This is a genomic window from Pedobacter aquatilis (genome assembly GCF_032678405.1).
GTDB lineage: Bacteria > Bacteroidota > Bacteroidia > Sphingobacteriales > Sphingobacteriaceae > Pedobacter > Pedobacter aquatilis_A.
In genome coordinates this window covers 283,778-307,911 of record NZ_JAVTSJ010000005.1, presented here as the reverse complement: position 1 = coordinate 307,911, position 24,134 = coordinate 283,778, and the positions used below count along the sequence as shown (strand labels likewise).

General features: G+C 39.2%; 22 protein-coding genes. 8 read left to right on the top strand and 14 right to left on the bottom strand.

The genetic code is table 11. From position 1 onward, the window contains the following. Window positions 1–13: 13 nt before the first annotated feature. Window positions 14–1,084, top strand: coding sequence for an aminotransferase class V-fold PLP-dependent enzyme (locus tag R2R71_RS15045; protein ID WP_316832103.1), 1,071 nt, complete (start codon window positions 14–16; stop codon window positions 1,082–1,084). On the opposite strand, the gene R2R71_RS15040 is transcribed toward R2R71_RS15045, so the two are convergent. The 5 genes from R2R71_RS15040 to R2R71_RS15020 are packed head-to-tail and all read right to left on the bottom strand — an operon-like array spanning window position 1,081 to window position 7,111. Next, window positions 1,081–2,049, bottom strand: coding sequence for an L-histidine N(alpha)-methyltransferase (locus R2R71_RS15040; protein ID WP_316832102.1), 969 nt, complete (start codon window positions 2,047–2,049; stop codon window positions 1,081–1,083). The two genes, R2R71_RS15045 and R2R71_RS15040, sit on opposite strands and share 4 nt — an antisense overlap. A gap of 9 nt (window positions 2,050–2,058) precedes the next feature. Continuing rightward, entirely contained in the window at window positions 2,059–3,207 is a 1,149-nt protein-coding gene (gene egtB, locus R2R71_RS15035) for an ergothioneine biosynthesis protein EgtB (protein ID WP_316832101.1), read from the bottom strand. Continuing rightward, complete coding sequence (locus R2R71_RS15030; protein ID WP_316832100.1) at window positions 3,207–4,775, bottom strand: ABC transporter permease/substrate-binding protein; 1,569 nt, start codon at window positions 4,773–4,775, stop codon at window positions 3,207–3,209. The genes egtB and R2R71_RS15030 overlap by 1 nt, the downstream gene beginning before the upstream one ends. Further along, window positions 4,768–5,727, bottom strand: coding sequence for an ABC transporter ATP-binding protein (locus tag R2R71_RS15025; protein WP_316832099.1), 960 nt, complete (start codon window positions 5,725–5,727; stop codon window positions 4,768–4,770). Before R2R71_RS15025 ends, R2R71_RS15030 begins: the two co-directional genes overlap by 8 nt. A gap of 1 nt (window position 5,728) precedes the next feature. After that, the gene (locus tag R2R71_RS15020) at window positions 5,729–7,111 is read right to left on the bottom strand and encodes a mercuric reductase (RefSeq protein ID WP_316832098.1); all 1,383 of its coding nucleotides are present in this window, start codon (window positions 7,109–7,111) and stop codon (window positions 5,729–5,731) included. 199 nt (window positions 7,112–7,310) lie between these two features. Between R2R71_RS15020 and R2R71_RS15015 the strand changes: the two genes are divergently transcribed. Both R2R71_RS15015 and R2R71_RS15010 read left to right on the top strand, forming a co-directional pair. Beyond that, complete coding sequence (locus R2R71_RS15015; protein WP_316832097.1) at window positions 7,311–7,931, top strand: class I SAM-dependent methyltransferase; 621 nt, start codon at window positions 7,311–7,313, stop codon at window positions 7,929–7,931. 78 nt (window positions 7,932–8,009) lie between these two features. Then, on the top strand, window positions 8,010–8,309 hold the full coding sequence (locus tag R2R71_RS15010) for a GNAT family N-acetyltransferase (protein ID WP_316832096.1): 300 nt from the start codon (window positions 8,010–8,012) through the stop codon (window positions 8,307–8,309). A gap of 33 nt (window positions 8,310–8,342) precedes the next feature. Here the strand turns inward: R2R71_RS15010 and R2R71_RS15005 are convergent, their stop codons facing one another. Continuing rightward, entirely contained in the window at window positions 8,343–8,783 is a 441-nt protein-coding gene (locus tag R2R71_RS15005) for a helix-turn-helix transcriptional regulator (RefSeq protein WP_316832095.1), read from the bottom strand. A 105-nt stretch (window positions 8,784–8,888) separates the two neighbouring features. On the opposite strand from R2R71_RS15005, the gene R2R71_RS15000 reads away from it, so the two are divergent. The 3 genes from R2R71_RS15000 to R2R71_RS14990 all read left to right on the top strand — a co-directional run bounded on the left by R2R71_RS15000 (window position 8,889) and on the right by R2R71_RS14990 (window position 11,445). Continuing rightward, a complete protein-coding gene (locus R2R71_RS15000; RefSeq protein WP_316832094.1) occupies window positions 8,889–9,506 on the top strand; it encodes an HD domain-containing protein in 618 nt (205 codons plus the stop codon). A 115-nt stretch (window positions 9,507–9,621) separates the two neighbouring features. Further along, on the top strand, window positions 9,622–10,515 hold the full coding sequence (locus R2R71_RS14995) for an SDR family oxidoreductase (protein ID WP_316832093.1): 894 nt from the start codon (window positions 9,622–9,624) through the stop codon (window positions 10,513–10,515). Between the two features lie 12 nt (window positions 10,516–10,527). Beyond that, complete coding sequence (locus R2R71_RS14990) at window positions 10,528–11,445, top strand: helix-turn-helix transcriptional regulator (protein WP_316832092.1); 918 nt, start codon at window positions 10,528–10,530, stop codon at window positions 11,443–11,445. A 19-nt stretch (window positions 11,446–11,464) separates the two neighbouring features. On the opposite strand, the gene R2R71_RS14985 is transcribed toward R2R71_RS14990, so the two are convergent. Continuing rightward, a complete protein-coding gene (locus R2R71_RS14985; RefSeq protein WP_316832091.1) occupies window positions 11,465–12,463 on the bottom strand; it encodes a hypothetical protein in 999 nt (332 codons plus the stop codon). 73 nt (window positions 12,464–12,536) lie between these two features. Beyond that, on the bottom strand, window positions 12,537–13,082 hold the full coding sequence (locus R2R71_RS14980) for a lipocalin family protein (RefSeq protein WP_316832090.1): 546 nt from the start codon (window positions 13,080–13,082) through the stop codon (window positions 12,537–12,539). Window positions 13,083–13,300: 218 nt separating this feature from the next. Between R2R71_RS14980 and R2R71_RS14975 the strand changes: the two genes are divergently transcribed. After that, entirely contained in the window at window positions 13,301–13,639 is a 339-nt protein-coding gene (locus R2R71_RS14975) for a hypothetical protein (protein WP_316832089.1), read from the top strand. A 45-nt stretch (window positions 13,640–13,684) separates the two neighbouring features. Here R2R71_RS14975 and R2R71_RS14970 read toward each other — a convergent pair whose 3' ends face one another. The 4 genes from R2R71_RS14970 to R2R71_RS14955 all read right to left on the bottom strand — a co-directional run bounded on the left by R2R71_RS14970 (window position 13,685) and on the right by R2R71_RS14955 (window position 18,862). After that, the gene (locus R2R71_RS14970) at window positions 13,685–15,658 is read right to left on the bottom strand and encodes an ATP-binding protein (RefSeq protein ID WP_316832088.1); all 1,974 of its coding nucleotides are present in this window, start codon (window positions 15,656–15,658) and stop codon (window positions 13,685–13,687) included. Between the two features lie 139 nt (window positions 15,659–15,797). Next, complete coding sequence (locus R2R71_RS14965) at window positions 15,798–17,318, bottom strand: PAS domain S-box protein (RefSeq protein ID WP_316832087.1); 1,521 nt, start codon at window positions 17,316–17,318, stop codon at window positions 15,798–15,800. A gap of 114 nt (window positions 17,319–17,432) precedes the next feature. Continuing rightward, on the bottom strand, window positions 17,433–18,329 hold the full coding sequence (locus tag R2R71_RS14960) for a DMT family transporter (protein ID WP_316832086.1): 897 nt from the start codon (window positions 18,327–18,329) through the stop codon (window positions 17,433–17,435). Continuing rightward, window positions 18,326–18,862, bottom strand: a complete 537-nt coding sequence (locus R2R71_RS14955; protein ID WP_316832085.1) for a GNAT family N-acetyltransferase — start codon at window positions 18,860–18,862, stop codon at window positions 18,326–18,328. Before R2R71_RS14955 ends, R2R71_RS14960 begins: the two co-directional genes overlap by 4 nt. A gap of 73 nt (window positions 18,863–18,935) precedes the next feature. On the opposite strand from R2R71_RS14955, the gene R2R71_RS14950 reads away from it, so the two are divergent. After that, on the top strand, window positions 18,936–19,802 hold the full coding sequence (locus R2R71_RS14950) for a LysR family transcriptional regulator (RefSeq protein ID WP_316832084.1): 867 nt from the start codon (window positions 18,936–18,938) through the stop codon (window positions 19,800–19,802). Window positions 19,803–20,067: 265 nt separating this feature from the next. Here the strand turns inward: R2R71_RS14950 and R2R71_RS14945 are convergent, their stop codons facing one another. Both R2R71_RS14945 and R2R71_RS14940 read right to left on the bottom strand, forming a co-directional pair. Continuing rightward, window positions 20,068–20,880 (bottom strand): response regulator, encoded by an 813-nt coding sequence (locus tag R2R71_RS14945; RefSeq protein ID WP_316832083.1) that lies wholly within the window; start codon window positions 20,878–20,880, stop codon window positions 20,068–20,070. After that, on the bottom strand, window positions 20,862–24,032 hold the full coding sequence (locus tag R2R71_RS14940) for a two-component regulator propeller domain-containing protein (RefSeq protein ID WP_316832082.1): 3,171 nt from the start codon (window positions 24,030–24,032) through the stop codon (window positions 20,862–20,864). Before R2R71_RS14940 ends, R2R71_RS14945 begins: the two co-directional genes overlap by 19 nt. Window positions 24,033–24,134: the final 102 nt, after the last annotated feature.

Below are 24,134 nucleotides of genomic sequence, written 5' to 3'. Positions count from 1 at the left end.
TTTATTTTTGAGCATGAACTATGCTGAAGACTTTCCGATCCTCCAAACCTGTACTTACCTTAATACGGCAAACTCTGGTCTTTTATCAAAACCATTGGCCCTTTGGCGTAGCCAACATGATGAAGCCTTTATGCAGGGTGGGAGCATGTTTAGGGCAGAAAACTTAAGGGTTATGGAAGATCTGCGTAGCAACCTGGCTGCTACATTCAGCGTTAATCAGGAAAATACTTTTTTAAGCCCGAATTTCTCCTCCGGATTTAATGCCATTCTTGATGGTCTGGGTCAGCAACATCGGGTACTCCTGCTTGGGGAAGATTATCCTTCAGTAAGTTATCCGGTAAGCAGTAGAGGCTATCCATTTTTAGAAGTGAAAATAGATGAAAACCTGGAAGAAAATATTCTGCAGGCAATTGATCGTTTTCGCCCAAGCATATTTGCTTTTAGTATGGTGCAGTATATCAGCGGACTGCGTATGCAAAGTGATTTCATCCTTAAGCTTAAAGCAACTTATCCGGAGCTGCAATTAATTGCCGATGGTACACAATTCTTAGGGACTGGTCCTTTCGATTTCAATGCCTCTGGTCTGGATATCCTGATTGGGAGTGGTTATAAATGGCTTCTCGGTGGATATGGAAATGGTTATATTTTTCTTTCGGATAATGCAAAAGAGCAGCTGTTTGAAAACAGGAAAAATATGTCTTTACCTACGGCACCTTTTCTCCATGGACGGGCTTACACCTCACTTGCATTGGAACCGGGACACCTTGACAGCCTCAACTTTGGGAGTTTGAATGTGTCAATTTCCTATCTCAATAAGATTGGACTGGATAAGATTGCCTCGCAGAACATGGATTTGACTAACCAGGCACGTTTAGCACTTGAAAACAAAGGATTTTTACCAGCCTGGATGCTGCAAAGAAAAGAACAATCGACCATCATCAGCATGGCGTTGAATGACAGCCAAATCGATAAGTTAAAAAATGCTAATATTAGCTGTTCGCCGAGGGGAACAGGAACCCGGATTTCATTTCACTATTATAACACAAAACACGACCTGGAGCATCTGCTAGACACACTCGCTTAGGTCAATTTCCAAAGGGCATCCACAAAATAACCCTGACTGTCGCTGAAATACTTTTCCGCTACGAAGCCACTATTAAGGGCAAGCCTTGAAATATCTTCAAGGCTGTATTTCTGAGAGATTTCCATCAGGATATATTCATTTTGTTCGAAAGTGATTAGCGTATCTCCGATTAAAACCCGTTGCTCATGAAGGGAAATGAGATAACTTTTACAAGCGCCACTTTCGGGATTATAACTGGCGTAATGTTCAAATGCATTAACTTCAAAATCTGCTCCCAGCTCACGGTTCATCCGGCGAAGTAGATTAAGATTAAAATCCCTGGTAATACCTGATGCATCATTATAAGCCTTCAGTACCTGATCCGGATTTTTCTTGAGATCAAAACCAATAATCAAGCGGTCTTGACCTGAAAAAGTTTTACTTAAACTTTGGCAGAAAGCCACAGCTTCCTCCGGATGCATATTGCCAATATTAGCACCCATGAAAAGTACAACCTTGCGCCTTTTTGAGCGGTCTGTTACCTCCTTCAGCATCGCAAAATAATCACCTTCCAACCCCTGGAAATCAAGCTTGGGCAAGAGCCTGGGTAAACTGCTGTTGAGGCCTGCAATTACATTGGCAGAAATATCAATAGGATAGTAGGTGAAAGCTATATCGCGTTCCAGGAGCGTTTTAAGCAGATGTACCGATTTACTCGCATCACCCGCTCCAAGCTCAAACAGATCAAAGGGGCTGCCATCTAATTCTAGAACATCAGCAATTTGTGCCGATTGCGTTTTCATGATATCCATCTCCGCCCGGGTTAGATAGTATTCAGGCATTTCCATAATCTGCTGAAAAATACGGTCACCCGTTTTATCATAAAAATATTTGGATTGCAGGCGTTTAGGATGCTGGCTTAACCCAGCAATACTGTCGTTTAAAAACTGGCTGTCAACAAAAACTGTTTTGTCTAATGTGCTCATAATTAATTGTTATTTGGCCAGGCGGATGCCAGTATACTGCCACCTTAAATGCGGATGAAAAAAATTGCGGTAGCTATGGCGGCTATGACCTGAAGGAGTGGCAATAGAGGCACCCCTTAATACTTTTTGGTTGACCATGAATTTACCATTATATTCTCCTATGGCTCCGGGAGCCTTGCTAAATCCGGGATAAGGCAGATAGGCGCTTTCGGTCCATTCCCAGCGCTGTCCCCAGTTAAATTTGCCTGATGCTACTTCCCATTCAAATTCAGTTGGTAAACGCATGCCTTTCCAGCTTGCATAGGCATAAGCTTCATAATAACTGATATGGCTTACAGGTGCATCGGGTTCAATGGCTTTCAATCCAGCGAGGGTATAATTAAACCATTTTCCTTCTATCTTGTGCCAGTACATTGGCGAAGAAACCTGCTGTTGGCAAACCCAGTCCCAGCCTTCTGCATGCCAGAAACTGAAATCCTTATATCCACCTGCTTCAATGAATTGCATAAATTCAGCATTGGAAACCAGAGATGTGCAAAGGGAGAAACCCTGTAAATAAACCTTGTGCCCGCCTAATTCATTATCAAAACAGAAATCAGTGCCCTGATGGCCAACTTCATAAGTCCCTTCCGGAATCCCGATAAAATCGCCTTCATTATTTGTGGTAATTGTTTCTGTTTTGTCTTCGCTATATACCGGAAAAAGCGGGTTATGACCCAATATATATTTGATATCTGTTAGCAGCAATTCCTGATGCTGCTGTTCATGATTAAAACCCAGGTTCAATAACTCTTTCAGTTCAGCATTGATTTCTCCATCGAGTAATTTTAACATCGCCTTATCCACATAGGCACGGTAACGGTAAATTTCAGATACACCCGGGCGGCTCAGATTGCCACGATCGGTACGGATTACCCGCTTGCCTATACTCTCGTAATAGCTGTTGAAAACATAATTATAATCTTCATCAAAAGGCTTATAGAGGTTATCGAAAGGTTGTAGAATAAATGTTTCGAAAAACCAGGTGCTGTGTCCCAGGTGCCATTTTGGAGGGCTAACTTCCGCAACAGGCTGAACGACGTAATCCTCAGTCTGTAAAGGTGCGCAAAGTGACTCCGAATGCGCACGTATACGCAGGTATTGTTCGGCGAAGTTCATTAATTTTTATCAAGATGGTTCTTAAGTTCTGTTATGGTATTAACATTAAGTTCCGCAGATTGTTTTCCCCGCATCATTAAAGCATAGGCATTATTAAAACCTATAGGTTTTAACCATTTGATTTGGTATTTTCTCAGGAATTCATCTTTAACGTAAGCGTAAGTTTTATCCTTATCATGAGAAATTGCTGATACCTGATCTTTTCCAGGTTTCAAAATGGCCAGTAGTCCCGTTCCCGTGTATTCAGGATAGAGGTCAATCTGGTTATTCATCAGTGCATCAAAACAAATCTTGGTGCCGCCTAATCCTGTTTTAGTTTCTACCCTGTAATTGGTATAGCCCTGAATAAGCATGCTGTACATTTCTGCCAAAATGTATTGCTCCCCAAAAATCTTTGAACCAATGCGCACAATGCCCGCCTGACCATTTTTTGACGGTTGATATAAGCCAGCCTTTTGCAAGAATTCTTTAGCTACCTGCCCGGGCTGTTGATGCAGGTAATCGGTACGGTAATTCAAATCTGTCATCAGTGAATCGCTTATCTTTCCAGCCAGCAAATTTAGTACGCCCTCCAGTTCCGGAAATTTTTTTAGCGATGTGTTCAATACAATTGGCGCTGCATAATAGGGAGGAAATATTCCCTTGTCATCTTTTAGGATTTTAAGCCCGAAAGCCTTTAACCGCCCGTCAGTTGAATAGCCACTGATGACATCAATTTCTTTTTCATAAGCCGCTTTGTACATCACCGCATCACTAATCACCACCGTAGGGATTTTTAGCTTGTATGCTGTTTTTAGTCCCAGGTCTCCATCTTGTCTCCCCATGAATTCTGGTGTAAAGCCTGCCTTTAATCCCTTATCACTTTTGCCGGCCAGCAGATATACTAAGCCTGAAATGAGCACAACTATTGGAATTATAAAAAATACCCGTTTAAGTTTTTTCAGATCCATGTGCTGGATGAGTGCAAGCAAGGCATCTAAGAGTATGGCAAGCAGCGCTGCGGGGATAGCTCCCGCGAGGATCATATTGGTATTGTTCAGGGAAATCCCTCCAAAAATAAACTCGCCAAGACCTCCTGCGGCAATGAAAGAGGCAAGTGTCGCTACGCCTACATTGATCACGGTGGCCGTTCTTATCCCTGCTAAAATGACTGGCATTGCCAGCGGAAGTTCTACTTTAAAGAGAATCTGGCCCTGACGCATGCCTAAAGCTTTTGCAGCCTCGGTAATGTGGTTGTCAATACCTACTATGCCCGTATAGGTATTGCGGATAATTGGCAAAAGAGCATAAATCATCAGGGCTACAATTGCGGGTTTTGCTCCAATACCCAGTAGCGGAATCATAAAGCCCAGCAATGCAATACTTGGTACTGTTTGCAATATACCTGCAATCCCTAAAACCAGTCCCGAAAGTTTGCGCCTTCTGGAAATCAGTATACCCAGTGGCAGACCAAGCACAATGGCAAAAAGCAATGAGATAAAAGTCAGGCCAATATGTGCCAGACTTTGTTGAAGCAGTTTGTCCGATTCCATCGTCATGAACTGCCATAAACTTTGCTGCTCATTCATTGCTTATATGTTTTTTGTAATTATAGAAAGCAGTCATCAGATTTTTAAAATCTGATGTATTTTCTTCAGATATGTCTCTACCTACATCACCATTACCAATTGAGGTTGCTTGCAGTTTTTCCATTGCTGCCCAGATACTCATATTGGCGGATAAACCCGGAAGATGTAATTCTTCTTGCTTTGCTGAGTGCTCCATTATGTTGCTGATTTTTATAGCCTTCAATTCAAGTGCGAGCCGCTGGTCATCAAAAAACTTTCTGGTAAACTCATTTTCCGGCTTGAAGAGTAAATCTTCCGGTTTTCCAATCTGCATAACTTTTCCTTTATCCATCAGGCATATCCGGTCTGCGAGTTCAAAAGCTTCCTGTACATCATGGGTGACCATTACCACCGTTTTTTGCTTCAGGCTTTCCAAGGCTTTGAATTCCAGTTGGATACCTGCCCTGGTAACATTATCCAGGGCACCGAAAGGTTCATCCATCAACAGGATTTTCGGGTCAGCCGCCAGCGCCCTTGCCAGGCCAACCCTTTGTTGCTGACCGCCACTCAAAGCAGCTGGATATAGTTTCAGATAAGATACTGGCAGGTGGAGCGTATCCATCAGTTCTTTGATTCTGGAATCGATCTTGCTTTTTTTCCAGCCTAGCAAGCCAGGAACCACCGCAATATTTTCTGCGACCGTATAATGCGGAAAAAGCCCGATATGCTGCATCACATAACCAATGCCCCTGCGCAGTGTAACAGTATCTTCATTTTTGATATCCCTGCCTTGTATGCTCACTTTACCTTCATCCGGTGATAGCAGGCGGTTAATCATTTTAAGCGTGGTGGTTTTGCCACAACCCGAAGTACCCAGCAAAATCAAGGTTTCCCCTTCATTAACCTCTAATGATACCTCATCCAACGCTTTCTGTGCGCCATAAGATTTAGTTAACGATTCCAGTATAATCATATCAGCTTTCGATTTTCATAAAAAGATTATTAAGGGATTCGGAATAAGTGGGGTGGGCAAATACACAATAACGCAGCTGAGCATAACTGATACCACCTTCCATAGCCATCTGAATAACAGACATTACCTCACCACCTTCAGCAGCCAATATTGCCGCACCGAGGATTTTTCCGGACTTCGGATCAATCACTGCTTTCATCATGCCCCTGGTTTCACCTGTTTCGATACCCCTTGCGACAGCTGACATCGGTAATACTGCAACCCTATAATTCAATTTCTTCGCTTTTGCTTCGGTTTCAGATAAACCTATCCGGCCGAGCTGAGGGTCGGTAAACATGCAATAGGGTACAGGCCTGTCCTTACTGCTAAAATTTGTACCCTCAATCAGGTTACGGTAAACGATGGTATAATCATTATAGGCAATATGGGTAAAAGCCGGGCCTCCTTTTACATCGCCAAGTGCATAAATTCCTTTTACATTGGTTTCCAGTTTATCATTAACCAGCACGTGTCCTTTATCATCTGTCTTGATTCCACAAAGGGCAAGTCCGAGCGATGCGGTTTGTGGTTTTCGGCCCACAGCCAATAAAATATGGCTTGCCTTAAGCTGCCTGGTCTTATTTCCTACTTTGATGTTGATTTTAGTTTTGCTTTTTTCACGACTAAACGAGTTTACTTTAACACTGGTAATGATGTCGATTTTTTCCTCAATCAGGATGTCGCTCATCATGTTAGCTACATCTTCATCCTCTTTGGATAGAATCCGATCAGATTTCTCCAGAATAGTAACCTTGCTACCGAAACGGGAAAACATTTGCCCGAATTCAAGCCCGATATAATTGCCCCCGATGATCACTAAATGCTTTGGTACAGTCTTCAATTCCAGCATAGTGGTAGAAGTCAGGAAATCGATATCAGCTAAACCCTCAATTTCAGGAATGATGGTTTCTGCTCCTGTATTGATAAAAATAAGTTCAGCAGTCAGGCTTTCCTGCTTTCCATCTGGATGAGTCACCAGAATTTGTTTTTTGCCAACAAAAGTTGCCTCACCCATATAAAGATCTAACCCACTGGTGTTAGCGATGCCTTTTTCTGAGGAAGTCCGAAAGCTTTCCACAATTTTATCCTTACGCTGTATGATTTTTTTCAGGTTCACCTTTACTTTGCCAACCGTTACACCTAACGCAGCAGCATTTCTGGCCTGGTAAGCCGTCCTTGCCGAGGCGATCATTGCTTTCGTGGGCGTACAACCGTCATTTATGCAGGTCCCGCCAATCAGTCTTTTTTCTATTAAAGCAGTTTTCTTTCCTGCCTGCGCCAGCTTTTTAGCGAGCGGTACACCCGCTTGTCCTGCACCAATAATAATCGCATCGTATTTTTTCATCTGGGAGGATTTATTATGAATTAATGTAATGGTTTATGCTATAAACTCATATAGCCCGGCAATGTTTAAAATAAAATGAATTCATCACAGAAGCTCAAAACAAAAATAATTTTTATATCAAACTAAATGGTTTGAACCACAAGTTTATATAAGTACTTGCGCAGACAAAACTGATATTTTTATATTTACCTTTGAACAAATGAACAGCATAAAAACAGATCCGCGTAATACCTATGGTGACATTGATATTTATTTATTCGACCAATTATTGAAGGGTACATATTCAAGTTGTCAGTCGGTATTGGATGCGGGTTGTGGGAGCGGACGCAACATTGAATTTTTTCTAAGGACGGGACTTGATGTTTATGGCGTTGATCGTAATGCGGAAGCTATAGAAAAAATTCGAGATCTTGCCTTAAAAATATCAGGAAAGGCAATTAATAATAATTTTATGGTGGGGGAGGTATCTCAGCTTCCTTTCAACGATGAATCATTTGATCTGGTCATCAGCAGTGCGGTGCTTCATTTTGCCACAAATCCTGAACATTTTGATACTATGCTTAGTTCTATGTGGCGGGTACTGCGTCGCGGGGGATATTTTTTCTGCCGTCTCGCTTCAGATATTGGCATAGAAGCTAATGTAAGGTTTATCGGAAACGGAAGGTACATTCTCCCCGACGAATCAGAACGTTTTCTGGTGAATCAGGAAATGTTGCTTCGCCTGACCAGAAACCTTGGCGCTGAGTTACATGAACCCATAAAAACAACTAATGTACAAAACTTACGGGCTATGACTACCTGGTGTATTAGGAAATTATAAACTTTGATGTGAGTCTTAATTTTTTTAAATCTTCAAGGGATAGATCATTTGTCTACATGAAATTATAAACTGAATACAATGGAAAGAACAGAAATCGTTTTAAATGAATACAATCGGGGAGAGGTAGAATTATTTTCTGATGATGAAAAGGCTGGTAAAATGGATATTGCCATTATAGATGGCACTTTAGTCGTTTACCATACTGAAGTGGATGAGAAATTTGGCGGAAAGGGTTTTGCTAAACTATTACTTGAAAAACTGGTTGGTTACGCCCGGGAGCAAGACATTAAAATTTTGCCTTTGTGCCCTTATGTACACGCGGAATTCAATCGCCATCCTGAAAAATACCAGGATATCTGGCAAAAAGATGTTAAATAGCGATGAGGTTTTAGGATGTTAGTTCAGCGAACCTTATTTTTTACCCAGTAATAATTCAAGGTTCTTAATGATTTCTTTCTGGCTTTGGATGGTTTTATCGGATAGACCCAGCATTACCGTTTTTTCCTGAAGCAATGAATTTAGTAAAGCAATCTTTTCAATTGAAGCGTTGCTTTCTCCAGTAGCAGATTTAATTTTTCCGTTAACAGGATGATAATAAGCGAAGAAATCGTGGTTTAAGATCTTACTTATATCATATAGCTGGTCGGTTCTTAAATCGGTTGAATTAATGATATTACTCATTTTTCCCTTTTTAATACCTAGTTTTTCCGCCAGTTCGGTTTGGCTAATACCCTGCCTTTTCATCTCTTTCCATATTAAAAGGCCAATATTTACGCCCGAAGTACCTTCAGTCTTACCAATATGCTTTGGTTTAATTGTGCTTTTCTCTGGTTTAGATTCATTTACTAACATAGCAGGCTAAAATAAGCGTCAATTCTAAAGGAAATCTGAAGTTGGATTTCTACCTCCAGATTTTCTCCAGAATTGAAACTTAACATTGTGGAAAATTTAGGGATCATGGATGAGAAGCAGTTCATTTTAAATCAAACAGCGCATTTTATCAAGGATATTTATACCAATCAGCTACCTGAAGGTATGTACTTCCATAATTATGCGCATACCCAATTGGTTGTAGAAGCTGTCAGGCTAATTTCCGAAAACGAAAATTGTTCAACTGATGAAAAGTTTTCCCTCCATCTGTCAGCTATGCTTCATGATATCGGCTATACTGAAAAATATATCGGTCATGAAGAATTGGGCGCAAAAATGGCTGCTGATTTTCTTATCAAGCTTAAAATTGATGAAGGAGTTATTGCAGAAATTCAGCGCTGTATCATGGCAACAACTTATCCACAAGATCCTAAATCAGCAATTGAACGGATCATCTGTGATGCAGATTTTTATCATTTTTCGCTCAAAGAATACCTAAACTATGCCAGCCTGTTAAAAAAGGAGTGGGAGCAAAAGTTGAATATGTTTTTTTCAAACCAGGAATGGGATTCGTTAAACCTGAAACTGCTTTTGGAGCATGAATATTTTACCGAATATGGGAAAACCATACTTCAAAAAAGAAAAATGATTAACATAGAAAAGTTAATGTTAAGGCTAGGACAGGAATTTCTTGGTTTAGGCTAAATCAAAATCAGATTTGGCTAAATAAGCAGGTTTTAAATCGATCATCTTTGCATTGTTGATGTTTAAAACATCACAATTATCAATAAATATTGTTAAACGTTTATTAAAAGATGATATGAAAGTTTTTGTAACAGGTGCCACAGGTTTTGTAGGTGCCGCCGTTGTTAGCGAATTAATTAATGCAGGCCATCAGGTATTAGGTTTGGCACGCAATGAAAAAGCAGTGAAAGCTCTAAATGACGCAGGAGCCGAAGTGCATCATGGTGATTTGGAGAATCTCGAAAGCCTTGTTTCAGGGGCAAATGCTGCCGATGCCGTTATTCATTTAGGTTTTATTCATGATTTTACCCGTTTTGCCGAAGTTTGCGAAATAGACCGAAGGGCAATTGAAGCCATAGGGAATGAACTTATTGGTACAGCAAAACCTTTTCTGGTAACATCTGGTACTTTAGTAGCTGGGCCAGGGAAACCGGCAACAGAAGAAACGATTCCTGATTACGCTAATGCACGCAATCCAAGGGTAGCTTCGGAGCAGGCTGTTGATGGATTAGCTCTTAAAGGCGTAAAAGTTTCAGTGGTTCGCCTGTCGCCATCGGTGCATGGCGAAGGTGATCTGCACGGTTTTGTGCCCATGCTAATTGATGTTGCCCGTAAAAAAGGTGAATCAGCCTATATTGGTGAAGGACAAAATCGCTGGACAGGCGTACACCGCAAAGATGCGGCAGTACTTTACCGCCTGGCTTTGGCAAAAGCGCAACCCGGATTACGTTTCCATGCAGTTGCAGAGGAATCGGTTACCCTAAAATCTATTGCCGAAGCCATTGGTTCTAACCTTAATTTGCCTGTAACATCTAAAACCAGGAACGAAGCGCCGGAACATTTTGGGTTTTTCGAACATTTTGCTTCAATAGATGGACCTGCAACTGCTAATTTAACAAAGGAGATGCTAAACTGGAATCCATCTCAACCTTCATTACTTGAAGATTTGCAATCTGGCATTTATTTTTAATACCTTAACAGGATGGAGAAACTTAAATATAGGTTTAAAACAATTTCAGAATATTATAAACTGGCGGGGCTGGGGAAACCAGCCCATCCGCTGGTAAGTTTGGTGAATATGGAGGAAGTAAAAATCCCATTAGAAAATGGTTCGGCGAGTATGATTTTTGATTTTTACTCCATTGCGCTGAAAAGGGTTCCAGATGCGAAAATTAAATATGGACAGCAGACCAGCGATTTTGAAGATGGTGTGTTGTTTTTTATGGCTCCAGGACAAGTATTTACTGTAGAAGTGTATAAAGACCGTATTCATCGCCCGACAGGATGGATGCTTTTGTTTCATCAGGATTTACTTTGGGGAACCCATCTTGCCAAAACCATTAAACAATACGATTTTTTTGATTATTCACTTTACGAAGCACTTCATGTATCAGAAAATGAAGAATTTACCTTGAATTCAATCTCTCAACAGATAAATCAGGAAGTGCATGCAAATATCGATCGTTTTACGCAGCAGGTGATTATATCTCAACTTGAACTATTATTAAGCTATTCGGAGCGTTTTTACCAGCGCCAGTTTATTACACGGAAAGCGAATAACCACGAAATACTTGATCGCCTGGAACAACTTGTAAGCGACTATTTTTCGAGTGGTCATTTAATTACCAGCGGCCTGCCAACGGTAGCACAAATAGCTTTCGACCTGAATATTTCATCTGGTTATTTAACAGGATTGCTTAAATCTTTAATCGGGCGGAACACCCAGCAATATTTACATGATAAATTAATTGAGCTGGCTAAAGAAAAGCTATCCACTACAAATCTTTCGGTAAGTGAAATCGCTTACCAGCTCGGCTTTGAACATTTACAATCGTTCAGTAAGCTTTTTAAAACCAAAACTAAACTCTCGCCATTGGCTTTCAGGCAATCTTTTAATTAGAATACAATAACCTGATCAATTATAATAGAATACTATTTACTTCGGTAATAAACCTTTCGACTTTGCGGGTGCTAAAGAAATTACTTAACAACAATACCTGTTCGCTTTTTGCACCAGGTTTTAAAAAGTAAGCCTGAACATCTGTACCAGAATAAATGAAATTTGTTGATTTCCTAACAGTTTGAATGCCATTAAATTCATCAAAATAATAGGTTTTATTTCCTAAGCCAATCGGGCTTTTCCTGCTCACCATGCGGGCACTCTTATCAAAAACAGTATCTGTAAAACCGCCCAGTATTAAAGCTGCCCCGCCAATTATGGTGAAAAGTAAAAAACAAACCCGGCCAACATTTATGTCATGACCTAACCAGGCAGCAGGTGTAAGCTCATGTATTCCTATTGCCAGCAAAATTAAGCCAAATATGATACTACCGGCCTTATTTTTCTTTAAGGTATATATATTCCCTTCAACTTTGAAAAATGTATAAGCATCGATATAGGCGGGACTAAAATCGCCGGGCGCATCATAATGCTGTAATGATTCGTGGATCGGTGTAATAACTTCATTGGCAAAGGCAACTGCATTCGGGTCGTCATTTTTAGTATAGTTGCAAGAAACTAGAATCCCTTTTCCATAGCGGTTAGTTTTTTTAAATACCTTGTACTTGTAAGATCCCATCATATTGGATACCGGATTGATTCCATAAATGGCGGAAAAGGGGATAGTGCCGATATTAATAAAACCGAAAAGTCGTCTGCGCATAATTCCCCGGCTAAGATCGAATTCTATAGCTGTTGCGCCCCAGCTCGCAAAAATGAGTATAATGATTACCATTATTGCAGGAAATAGCATTTCAGAAGATAGATCAGCAGTGAGATAATTAGCATAGACCAGATAAATACCCAAAAACAAAATGCCTAAAACACCTGCTAAAATATAGGTTAATCCGTAAGGAAATATAGAGATCCGGCCAGCTTCTACTGACCAGCGGGTTTTTACGAGCGATTTTAATGACACGGCGTTAAATTTTTATGTAAACAATATTAACAATTTTTTATTTCCGGATTTCAATTAAGAAATGTAGATGTTACTAATCTTGAGTATGTTCTGTCCAAACCAGTTCCTGAGTTTTAAAGCCCAGTGCAACTGCTTTTTTTAAGTAAGCGGCTTTTACCGGTTCCGGTATGCTGTTTGTTCGTGATAAAATCCAAAGGTAATCCAGATTATTTCCGGCAACTAAAGCATATTTATATTGTTCATCGAGTTCAATTACATTATAACCTGCATAAAAGGGACCAAAAAAGGACACTTTTAGGCGAGCTTCATTGCTATCACCAACAAATTTTGCTTTGCCAATACTTTCTTTCCATTTCTTTTTTACGTAATCAAAACCACGGTTATCTACGCGAATCGAGCCATCACCATTTAAAGAATAGGTTGCAGTTACATTATTCAAATTCTTTTCAAACTTGAAATCCATCCGGGCTATTTCATACCACTTTCCTAAATATTTATCTTTATTGAACGGTTTTATTGCTGTTGCGCCTTCGGGGATGGAAACTTTGCAGCTTACATAGGTTACCACAATCATTCCAAGGGTAGCCAGTAATATTGCATTTCTAAATTTAGTGTTCATTTTATCGCGATTGAAATAAATGAACACACATGATAAAAAAAGGTTTTGGACGATTTTATATTTAACATTATCATAACTTTTAAGGCTGTAACTGTATAATTACTCTGTTTCAAAATACTTGATTACAGCATTTCTAATAATTTAAGAATCAGGCATTTTATTTTAAAAAGTACTTTGAAATACAAAGTTGTTTTGTAGTTTTGTTTAAAATTTTGAACATGACACAGGAACAAAATCTTAAGAAGCAATCCATTCTTACTCTTTTAGTTGGGAAAAGAATGCTTACTGGCGCATTGATAAGCTTATGTATTGTTAGTTTTTTCTTAATCGTTGCCGGTAAAGGAAACCCGGGGTGGGGGAGTTACTGGCAGATAAAGCCGCTTTTACTTTCGCCATTTCTTGGTTCTATAACTGGTTTTTGTTACGATATTACCGCTCGTTTACGAAAAATTAATGGTTGGACAGGAAAGCTGTTAATAGTTTTAAGCTTAATTGGTTATTTTGTAGGTATATGGATGAGTTTGGTATTGGGGCTTGCAGGTACATTGTGGAATTAGTTTGGCAGATGAAGTAAGAATTGAAATAGATGATAATTCTGGCTTTTAATCAATTGGTAATTTGATCAGAAACAATGCACCTTTTCCGGGGGTACTCTCGATACTGATTTCTCCACCGTGCCTCGATATGATTTCACGGCAAAGGTACAAACCGATACCAAAGCCAGATATAGAACCCATGTTGTTGTTTTTTACCCTGTAGTAGCGTTCAAATATCTGCGATTGATCTGCTTTATCGATTCCCATTCCTTCATCCTTAACTGAAATGGTTAGCTGGTGATTGCCTTTTTTTTCAAATCCAACCGTTATGTTTGTGCCCATTGGTGCGTATTTTACAGCATTGCCTACCAGGTTTTGTATCACTTGAGCAATTTTTTCACGGTCGGCCTTTATTTTTACCGGTGCTCCGTATTTAAACTCCAACCGATGTGTATGAACTGTTGATTGCAATTCATCTTCCAGTTCGGTAAATAAATCAACCATTTCAAATTCAAGCAGGTCAATTGCCATTTTACCGGAATCAAGGCGGGAAACGTTTAAAAAGCCGTTAATCATCGAGCCCATATTACGTACCTGCTTGAGCGTTTTTTCCAGGGTGTCCTGCAGTAGTTTGTCTCCTGATTGAATTGCCTTTCGCTGTAGTACCTGGATGTAGGCATTGATGGAAGTTAAAGGTGTTTTAAGTTCGTGGCTTACCATGCTGATGAAGTCGTCTTTACGCTGTTCATCTTTTTTCTGCTCAGTAACATCTCTTAGCGTTCCATTAAGGCTTATTGCCAAACCATTTTCGTAAATTACTTTTCCTAAAGCCTGAACGGTTCGTAAAGGTTCTCCGGGGCCGGCACAAATCTGATATTCTATAGCGTAGTTCCCACCAGATTCTGGTGCAAGCGCCTCGAGAATGGCGTTACCTACACGCTTACGGTCGCTTTCCACCACAGCATCAATTGCCTTAGATAAATCCATGTGTTCATGGGCAGGCAAGCCAAACCAGCTTTTAAGTAAATTATTACCTGAAAAAAGGTTGTTTGAGGGTTCGTAATAAAAAGTACCTAGTTCTCCGGCTTCAATGGCTACGCCAAGCATATGCTGATCACGTTCATGAGCTTGTCTGCTTAATACCTGACTGGTAATATCTTCGAGTATAACAAGTACACCTGTAATCTCACCACGTGAAGAGCTAATTGGCTGGTAAATTGAATTTACAATAGCTTTTCTTAAACTGCCCTTATTGTATAAATTAACCTGAAACTCATGATTAACTTTTGGAATACCTGTTTCGAATACTGTTTTTAACCAATCATTTACCGGCTGTCCTTTTAATTCAGGGCGGGCAGTGAGGTGTGATTTGCCAATTACTTCTGCAGGAGTCCGTCCCCAGATTTTAAGAATGGCAGGATTTGCGATTTCAATAATGTGTTCAGGACCTTCAAGCATACAAATACCAACAGGTGCCTGGTTTATAATGGTTCGGATATGCTCCCGGCTATCGGCAAGCAAGCCCATTGAACGGTTTAGTTCTTCGTTGGTAGAAAGCAGTTCTTCAACTGTTGCTGCCATTTCTTCATTCAGGGTTTGCTCAGCTTCATCCCTGGCTTCTAAACGTAACAATTGTTCTCTACGTTGTGTAACATCTTTTGTTGAATGAATGATGCACCAGGTTTGTTTGTTTTCATCCTGTAGCGCACGGTATTCGAAATCAAAAAAAGCTGTTTTTAATTCTCCGTTGATTTCCAGTGTGGCAGGCGTATCAAATACAGAGTAAGTAATGCCGGTACGCCACACCCTTTGTAAAATTTCTATAAACGGCTGTCCATCCAACTCAGGTAAAGCTTCGGCAAGTGTTTTTCCGATAATACCGGAATCCTTGCCCCAGATTTTCAGCATCGCATCATTGGCAAAACGAATCTGAATATCTTCGTTAATGTATATTGCTGTTGCGTCTGTTGCAGTTTGCAGCGCCTTTAAAAGCAGACTATCATCAAAAAAATTAAATGTTACACTTTGTTCGGGACTCATGATGTGCCAAAGTTAAAAAATGCTACTTAAAACCCGCTTTAGATTTATAATAATTACGTAACTGAAAGAAATTACGTATTTATCACTTTGTTTGACAGGATATGTATGGCTATTTTTGAGTAGATGAAGTCTTTAGAGGTTAAAGGCTTCGTAATGAAAACGAGAAGGTTGAGCCTTTGCCCGGCTCGCTTTGGATTTTAATAACCGCATTATGTAATGAAATAATGGAAGCAGAAAGATAAAGTCCGATACCAAAACCACCTATTGACTTAGTCTCTACCGTTCTGATACGGTTGAATTTTGTAAATAAGCCCTGCTGATTTTCCAAGGAAATGCCGATGCCGAAATCCTGCACAGCAACAATAAAGTTATTCTCTGAAAGATTGCACGAAACAATAATTTTATCAGTTCCGGGCGAATATTTTATCGCATTGTTTATGAGGTTGGTTAACACCATTCCTATTTTTTCAGCATCAGCATAAACGCTTGCCTGTTCTACACCTTCATATATAATCTCTTGTTTTGCGCTCAATGCTGCATCTGTAACATTTTCTTTTATGAGTGTTACAAGGTCGAATTGGGTTTTTTCAAGAATCATTTTGCCTTCTTTGAGCCGGGAGACATTCAAGAAATCTGAAAGGATATTTTCCATCTTCCTGGTTTGTTTTTCAGCTCTTGAAAGTGCATTTACAACAAAATCGAGCCCTGCTTCACGGGTTTTTAAAAGTGCTATCTGAACATAAGAGCGCAAGGAAGTTAGTGGTGTTTTCAGCTCATGACTGATAAAGCTGATGAATTCATCCTTCTTGTTTTCTAAAACCTTTTTATCGGTAATATCACGGGCAATTTTCGACAAGCCAACAATTTCGCCTGCTTTATTTCTTATGGGAGAAATGGAAAGCGACACATGAATCAGTTCGCCACTTTTATGCAGGCGTATGGTTTCAAAATGATCAACCCTCGACCCTGCTCTTAATTTCGCCAAAATTTCAGGTTCTTCCTGCAGTCTGTCCTCGGGGATTAACCTTAAGATGGAAAAACCAATCATTTCCAGGGCGGTGTAACCAAAAATTCGTTCGGCACCTTTGTTCCAGCTGGTAATAATGCTATCGAAGTTTTTACTGATGATGGCATCGTCTGATGATTCGACGATGGCACTTAGCCAGCCACTATTTCTTTCATATAAATTCTGAATTGTAATATCCCGGGCAATTTTCGAGACCCCCACAACTTCACCATAGCTATTTTTAACCGGAGAAATGGTGAGTAAAACATCAATAATAGTTCCGTTTTTGTGTAGTCGCTTCGTTTCGAAATGTTCAATTCGTTGCCCTGCCTTAAGTTTCGCCAGAATTTCTTCTTCCTCAGATAGTCTTTCAGGCGGGATGAGCCTGGTTATGGAAGTGCCAATAATTTCATCGGGTGTATAGCCAAAAATTTTACCAGCTGCTGCATTCCAGCTTGTAATGTTTCCGGAGAGGTCTTTGCTGATAATGGCGTCATCAGAGAAATTGATGATCGAATCTAAAATAGCCTGTTTCTCATCTGCAGTTTTAAGTGCTTCCAACAGGGCTGTCTTTTGATCTTCATCTAAAATATGAGGACTATTCCTTTCAGAAAGATGAGCCACAGCCTGCGAAATTTCACTTTTTAAATCCATCGCAAACAATATAAGAATATATAATGGTGATTTCTGCTAAACAGGAAGAAATGCGTTGTTAGTACTTAAAATGCGTACTAATTCATGGTTAAATTGATTTTTTCTAATGTGGCTCTAATTTGCCTGCTTATATCTTAGGTTTACCGGTTTAAGTAAAGTTTTCAAGTTCAATTCAGAAATGCCCATCCCAATGAAAATAAACAATCCACCTACAAGTAAACGCCAGCTTAATTCTTCACCGATTAGCGAAGCTGCGGCAAGTGCACCGAAAACGGGTTCGAGCAGATAAATTACAGCAATCCTTTCCGCACTGATGTATTTCTGTGCAATATTAGATATGGAATACATGTATGCAGTTGAAAAGAATGAACAGAAAACAACGCCAATCCAGAAGGTGTTATCAAGGGGAAGCATTGTTGCAGGTGCTTTAACACAAACAATTACAAAAGTAAATAAGGCACAGGTGGCAAACATTGGTACTATGGTGGCAATGATGTCGGTTTTTGCCGATTGTTGCTCAACCTTAATCAGGTAATAGGCAAAACCAAATGCACCTGCAATGGTTAGGAAATCTCCGGCATTTATCGAAAAATCGTTTTTTACTGAGATGATAAACAAACCGATTAAAGATAATATTGCGGCAATCCATATTTTCATTTGTGGAAGCTTTCTGAAAAAGACCATTTTTAAAACCGGAACAATTACCACAGTAGTTCCGGCTAAAAAAGCTGATTGTGATGCCGATGTTAGTTTTATGCCTTGTGTTTGTAAACCTATGCTAATCATTAACGGGATGGCCAGTATTGCACCACTTACCGCATTTTTCCAATTCAGGCTTTTTAATTTTTTAAAGAATACTATGGATAATATAAGGGTTGCTCCAAGAAACCGGTAAAACAAAAACAGTGAAGCTTCGTGGTTGCTGATTGATAATTTGGTAACAGAGAATGAAATGCCCCAAAAGGCCGTGCCGACAATTAGAAGTATCAGGAAAATATTTTTTCTACTCATGATAACTGTTTTTTCATCATTAAATCGGTTTGTTTATCTGCTCCAAGGTGGAAAACATGCGAATCGAATACTTCGAAACCATTTTTTGCGTAAAATTTTATGGCCCTGTGGTTATTTTCCCATACACCCAGCCAAACTACTTTGTAATTTTTTTCCTTTGCAAATTCAAGGGCTTTATTAAAAAGCGATTGCCCTACGCTTTTACCGTGGAAACCTGCCAAAACATAAATACGTTCAATTTCCAAAGCATCAGGCATGTTTTTTTCTGTTTGTGCTGAACCGGTATTTAATTTCAAATAACCTACCACCTTTCCGGCTAAAATGGCAAAGTAAAATGATGATTCAGCGTTATTCAATTCCCTCAAAAGATTATCATCCGAAAAACTTTTATCCAGGTAATCCTTCATGTTCTCAGCAGAATTTGTAGTTGAAAAGGTCTCGAGGAAAGTTTCACGACCAATTTTTTGCAATTCAGCAATATCTGCATGCTTAACCGGGGTTATTATTAAACTATCATCTTGTACTTTGATCATAACATCAAAAATAGGTGATAGATTAATTCAATAAAATGCTATTATGTCATTAACTAATGCTTAAATTGCAATAATGGATCTTCAACAAATTAAATATTTTCTTGCCCTGGCGGATGAGCTTCATTTCTGGAAAACATCGGCAAAAATGAATATTACGCAATCAGCACTGAGCCGCCAGATACAATCGCTTGAAAATGAACTGGGTGTAACACTTTTTTTTAGGAATAAACGAAATGTAAAACTTACGCCAGCCGGAAAATTCTTAAAAGAGAAGTGGGATAATGAACTTAATGAGATTACGCATATTCATAAATTTGCCCGGCAAATTCATTTGGGAGAATACGGAACAATCCGGATTGCTCATCCTGATTCTATTTCAGGCTCGCTTGTACCACAGATTACATCAAGAATAAGTGAAGAGTTTCCTAAGCTACAGATAGAACTGGTACAGGTAATGTATGAAAACCAGCAGGATTTTTTGAGTAATTATAAACTTGACCTGGTAATTACCCGCGATACTAACCATGATGAAGGAATTAGTGCAAGAAAGATTTATACTGATCACCTGGCTCTTGTAGTTGCTGCAGATCATCCGATTAAAAGTGTGGAGGATTTGACGAGTGAAGCGCTTGCCAAAGAAAGGTTTATTTTACCCGTTAAAGATGAAGGAAGTAGTTACAATCAAATTATCAGGAATATGTTTAAATCGCTTAAAGTGGTGCCAAACGTTTACCTGCATTCAGAATTTGGATCAACCATTATTGCATTGGTAAGGAAAAATCAAGGGATTGCCATTCTGCCCGATTCTTATATCTTTCATGATATTCCTGGAGTTAGGTACATTAGTTTGCCCTATCCAACAGATCTTTATTTAAACTGGAGAAGCAATGATCAAAATCCGATTATCGCTAATATTATCAACCTGTTGCTTAAAATATAACTTGTTATTCATATTTGCTTAAATAAGTTAAGCACAGTTATGTATAGCTTTAAAACAAATATAGCCCTTATCAATCCTGATAAGGGCTATATTTTATAAGCCTTTGTTCATATAATATGAAATATGAAAGGCGCAAATTATTTAAAATTTTGTATAATACCAAATACAAAATGAATATTTTTTGGTTAATGTATTTTCTGTAAAACTAATCTTAAGCAGTCTTTAAGAAAATCCATATTTAAGGGGAATCAGTTTGATAATGAATTTATGATTCCTGTCTTGATTGAACGTACTCTTTTGGCGACATGCCGAACTGTTTGGAAAAAGTACGGCCAAAATGTTTATGCGAGCTGAAACCAACCATTTCAGATATTTCATATATTTTTAATATGCCTTCATTGAGCAGTTCTGCGGCTTTTTTTAACCTGGTAATATTGATAAGCTCGTTACTGCTCAGGTTTGAAATCGATTTGATTTTACGATATAGCGTGGGCCGGCTCATATTCATACGGTCGGCAAGGTATTCTACGCCAAGTTCAGGATCATCCAGCCGTTCATTAATCAGGTTCTGGAGTTTTTCAAGAAATAGTTCATCGCCTTTGGTATGAGCCATGCTTTTAATGTGAATGAGTGGAGAACTGGCAAAATAGGCTTTTATTTTATCCCTGTTTTTAAGTAATGATGCCACTTGTACCAATAAAAAATCGGTGTGAAAAGGCTTCTCTACATAGGCATCAGCACCCATTTCCAGGCCTTCGATGGTAGCTTGAAGCCCGGTTTTTGCAGTAAGTAATATCACCGGAATATGGCTGTATTCAAGGTTCGATTTAATTTTATCGCAAAGCTGATAACCGTCCATTTCTGGCATCATCACATCACTAATCACGAGTTGAATAATTTCTTCGTTTAACCTTTCTAATGCCTCCAGACCATTACTTGCCGTTATTACCCTGTATTTTTCACTTAAAACATCAGAAACATATTCAAGGATGTCTTCCTCATCATCCACCAGCAACACCACGAACTTATCAGGCTGTGCTTCATTAGTACTTAAATCGGTTATACTCTTTTTTTCCATTTTCCCTTCAAATTAAACTCGATTAACTGATGCACTGGCAATTCGAGTACAAACAGGTTATGGCCTTCTTCGTTATTAATTACAACAATACTGCCTCCGTGTAGTTCTGCCAATGATTTTGATAAAGACAATCCGATTCCTGTTCCCTGTTTCATTTGCGTTTGGGTAGCCCTGAAGAAAGGTTCGAATATTTTATGGTGCAACTCTGACGGAATGGTTTTTCCATCGTTAATTACCGTAATCTGAAACACCGATGATGAATCTTTCGGCATCTCTAAATTAACCGTTATCAGCGTATCGCTATATTTGATAGCGTTATCAATTAAATTGCTTAATATTTTATAAAAGGCCTCTGTATCGATATAAGCTTCAATCTTTTTTTCAGGAAGATTTAATTTGTAGTCCAGTTTTTTTTGTTCGGCAACTGGTTGAAAGATGGTGAAAATTTCGCTGAGGATTTCGGAAATGCCTGCTTTAACGAAATTAAGCGAAAAGCCGTTTACTTCAGTTTTACGGAAATCCAATAGCTGATTGGTCAACTTAAAGAGCCGGTCGGTATTCCGCTCCATAATTTTAAGTTTCTTTTCCATATAAGGCACATCTGATGCCTGTTTGATTAAATCGCCCATAGGCCCTTTTATTAAAGTAAGCGGTGTGCGTATTTCGTGGGCAATATTGGTGAAAAACTCAATTTTAGCCTGATAAATCTCTTTTTCTTTTTTGTTTTCGAAACGCTCCATCCGTTGCCTGTTCCGGTTTTCCATGCGCTTATGGTAGTTTCTGAAAAGGTATATGGCAACGAGCGAAAGCAAAAGTATATAAACTGCATAGGCGAGCCTACTTTTATAAAACGGTGGAAGTATAGTGATGGCTAAATGCGGATTGTTTTTTGTCCAGGTGGTATTGCCATTACCAAGGGCTTTTACCTCGAATACATAATCGCCTGCCGAGAGTTTGGTGAAGTAAACTTTCCGGTTTGTTTTCAGGTAGTTCCAATCATCACTGATGCCTTTCATACGGTAGGCGTATTGCGTCATTTCCGGTGAAAGAAAACTCACTGCTGCAAAATCAAGACTGAAAGAGGATTGCGCATCATTTAATACAATCTTTGTTGTATTTAATATTGATTCGGATAATACAGATTTGTTTTGTACATCAATTTCCTCATTATTTATCTGGAATCCCGTTATTTTTACGGGTGGCTGGATGCTTATATTTTTAAAGTCTTTTGGGTTAAAACTGATCATTCCACTTACACTTCCAAAGAAAATTCTCCCATCGTTATCTTTAAAACCCGAACTATAGTTAAACTGATCAGAAAGCAAACCATTTGAACTGGAATAAACCTTTACCGCTTTTGTCTCCGGATCAAACTTTACAAGGCCACGGCTACTGGGTATCCAGAGCTTTTTGTCGCTATCTTCAATAATTTTAAAAAGAAAATTACTGGGCAAACCGTCTTTTACCGTAATGCTTTCGAAGTTATCATCTTTTGGATTGAATTTATCTAAACCACCACCATCTGTTGTAACCCAAATGTTTTTGCTGCTATCTTCGAAGACACCGTTAACGGTATTATGAGCCAGGCTTTTCGGGCTTTTCTGGTTATGCTCGTAATGAACAAATCCTTTTTTATCAAGCCTGAATTTAATAATGCCATGATTAAACGAACCAGCCCAGATATTACCTTTACTGTCTTCTGTTATTGTGGTATAGAAGATCAGGGGGAGGCCTTCAATTAAGTCGAAATCATCTTTTTGTTTATTGTATTTATAAAGGCCAACAATGGTTGCGAGAAGGATATCGCCACTTTTGGTTTTACAAAAAGTTAGGATGAACCCGCTTAACAGGGAATTCCCTTTTCCGGGCGTATAATGTTTAATTACTTTTTTTGTTTTGATATCCATGATATCAAGGCCGTGTTCGAAAGTGCCAATCCATAGCCGGTTTCCATCTACAAGCAAACCATGAATATTTGAATAGGAGATACTGGAAGGCTTTCCATCCGGAGAAAAATTGGTAAATAAACCGGTTTTTGCATCCAGCATATTCAATCCGGCATCTTCGGTACCTACCCAAAGATTTCCATTGCCATCTTTACAGATCTCCCTTACATCACTTCCGCTTATTGCATTAACACCTTTTTGGGGAAAATATTTGGTGAAAACCGAATACTGGCTCGAACAGTAATTCAATCCCCCAAAGTATGTTCCCGCCCAAATGCCGTTCTCGCGATCTTTAAAAAGAGTATAAACAGCATTGTCAGAAAGTGCATACATATTTCCGTACTGTTTATTTAGCTGGATTATTTTTTTTCCATTATAAATGTAAATTCCCGATTCTGTGGCGATCCAGCATTCATTATCCGAAGCTTTTATCATATCGCGTACATAGATGGAAGTTTTGTTACTGTTGAAAGTTATAACCGGTGTTGTTAACCCTGTCTTGCGATCAAAAGTTTTAATCCCCTGGTTTGCAGTTCCAATGAGGATTTTGCCATGACCGATATCGAGCATTTTTGTGGCCCAGCTATTTTCCTTTGGGTTGGACTTATCCATCACATTGTACGACCTGAATTGCTTTAGCTTAGCATCATAATGCTGAATAGTACCTTGTAAAGTGGTTATCCAGATACTGCCATCGTTCATTTTTGTTACAGAAGTTGCATCAAAAGGCGCCTTTTTCTCAAAAGCAAAAAGTTTCTTAGTGGCAATGTTGTAGATAAAGGTTTTCCTGATGGAAATAATCCATAGGTTTCCATTATTGTCTGATGTTAGGTCGTTTATCCTTAAATGCTCGGTTCCTTTTATAACCTGAAATTTTTCTGTTTGTGGCAGGTATAGGTAAACGCCAAGGTTAGTGCCTACCCATAAATGATTTGCCGCGTCTTTATGTAAGGCGTAAACCAAATCGTTTCCAAGGCTGCCAGGAAGCTGTGTGTCGTGCCGGTAGGTTTTAAACTGATAGCCGTCAAATCTGTTTAAGCCATCTTTAGTGCCAAACCACATAAAGCCATTGTTATCCTGGGCAGCGCAGAAAACTGCGTTATTGGATAAGCCTTTTTCTACCTGGTAATGCCTGAAATAGTAGGGTTGCGCCACACAAATTGTAGCTATAAGGCAAAATACAGAAATCAGGAATAACTTTTTCAAACGGATAAATTCAATATCAAATATATCAATATCACAATGTGATTAACAAGTGCATGGTTACTTCGCTCGCAATGCCAGATTATGAAATAACCGCTACCATGT

Coding starts and splice junctions, on each gene's coding strand:
- R2R71_RS15045 (WP_316832103.1), top strand. CDS start 14: ATGAACTATGCTGAAGACTTTCCGATCCTCCAAACCTGTACTTACCTT.
- R2R71_RS15040 (WP_316832102.1), bottom strand. CDS start 2,049: ATGAGCACATTAGACAAAACAGTTTTTGTTGACAGCCAGTTTTTAAAC.
- egtB (WP_316832101.1), bottom strand. CDS start 3,207: ATGAACTTCGCCGAACAATACCTGCGTATACGTGCGCATTCGGAGTCA.
- R2R71_RS15030 (WP_316832100.1), bottom strand. CDS start 4,775: ATGAATGAGCAGCAAAGTTTATGGCAGTTCATGACGATGGAATCGGAC.
- R2R71_RS15025 (WP_316832099.1), bottom strand. CDS start 5,727: ATGATTATACTGGAATCGTTAACTAAATCTTATGGCGCACAGAAAGCG.
- R2R71_RS15020 (WP_316832098.1), bottom strand. CDS start 7,111: ATGAAAAAATACGATGCGATTATTATTGGTGCAGGACAAGCGGGTGTA.
- R2R71_RS15015 (WP_316832097.1), top strand. CDS start 7,311: ATGAACAGCATAAAAACAGATCCGCGTAATACCTATGGTGACATTGAT.
- R2R71_RS15010 (WP_316832096.1), top strand. CDS start 8,010: ATGGAAAGAACAGAAATCGTTTTAAATGAATACAATCGGGGAGAGGTA.
- R2R71_RS15005 (WP_316832095.1), bottom strand. CDS start 8,783: ATGTTAGTAAATGAATCTAAACCAGAGAAAAGCACAATTAAACCAAAG.
- R2R71_RS15000 (WP_316832094.1), top strand. CDS start 8,889: ATGGATGAGAAGCAGTTCATTTTAAATCAAACAGCGCATTTTATCAAG.
- R2R71_RS14995 (WP_316832093.1), top strand. CDS start 9,622: ATGAAAGTTTTTGTAACAGGTGCCACAGGTTTTGTAGGTGCCGCCGTT.
- R2R71_RS14990 (WP_316832092.1), top strand. CDS start 10,528: ATGGAGAAACTTAAATATAGGTTTAAAACAATTTCAGAATATTATAAA.
- R2R71_RS14980 (WP_316832090.1), bottom strand. CDS start 13,082: ATGAACACTAAATTTAGAAATGCAATATTACTGGCTACCCTTGGAATG.
- R2R71_RS14975 (WP_316832089.1), top strand. CDS start 13,301: ATGACACAGGAACAAAATCTTAAGAAGCAATCCATTCTTACTCTTTTA.
- R2R71_RS14970 (WP_316832088.1), bottom strand. CDS start 15,658: ATGAGTCCCGAACAAAGTGTAACATTTAATTTTTTTGATGATAGTCTG.
- R2R71_RS14965 (WP_316832087.1), bottom strand. CDS start 17,318: ATGGATTTAAAAAGTGAAATTTCGCAGGCTGTGGCTCATCTTTCTGAA.
- R2R71_RS14960 (WP_316832086.1), bottom strand. CDS start 18,329: ATGAGTAGAAAAAATATTTTCCTGATACTTCTAATTGTCGGCACGGCC.
- R2R71_RS14955 (WP_316832085.1), bottom strand. CDS start 18,862: ATGATCAAAGTACAAGATGATAGTTTAATAATAACCCCGGTTAAGCAT.
- R2R71_RS14950 (WP_316832084.1), top strand. CDS start 18,936: ATGGATCTTCAACAAATTAAATATTTTCTTGCCCTGGCGGATGAGCTT.
- R2R71_RS14945 (WP_316832083.1), bottom strand. CDS start 20,880: ATGGAAAAAAAGAGTATAACCGATTTAAGTACTAATGAAGCACAGCCT.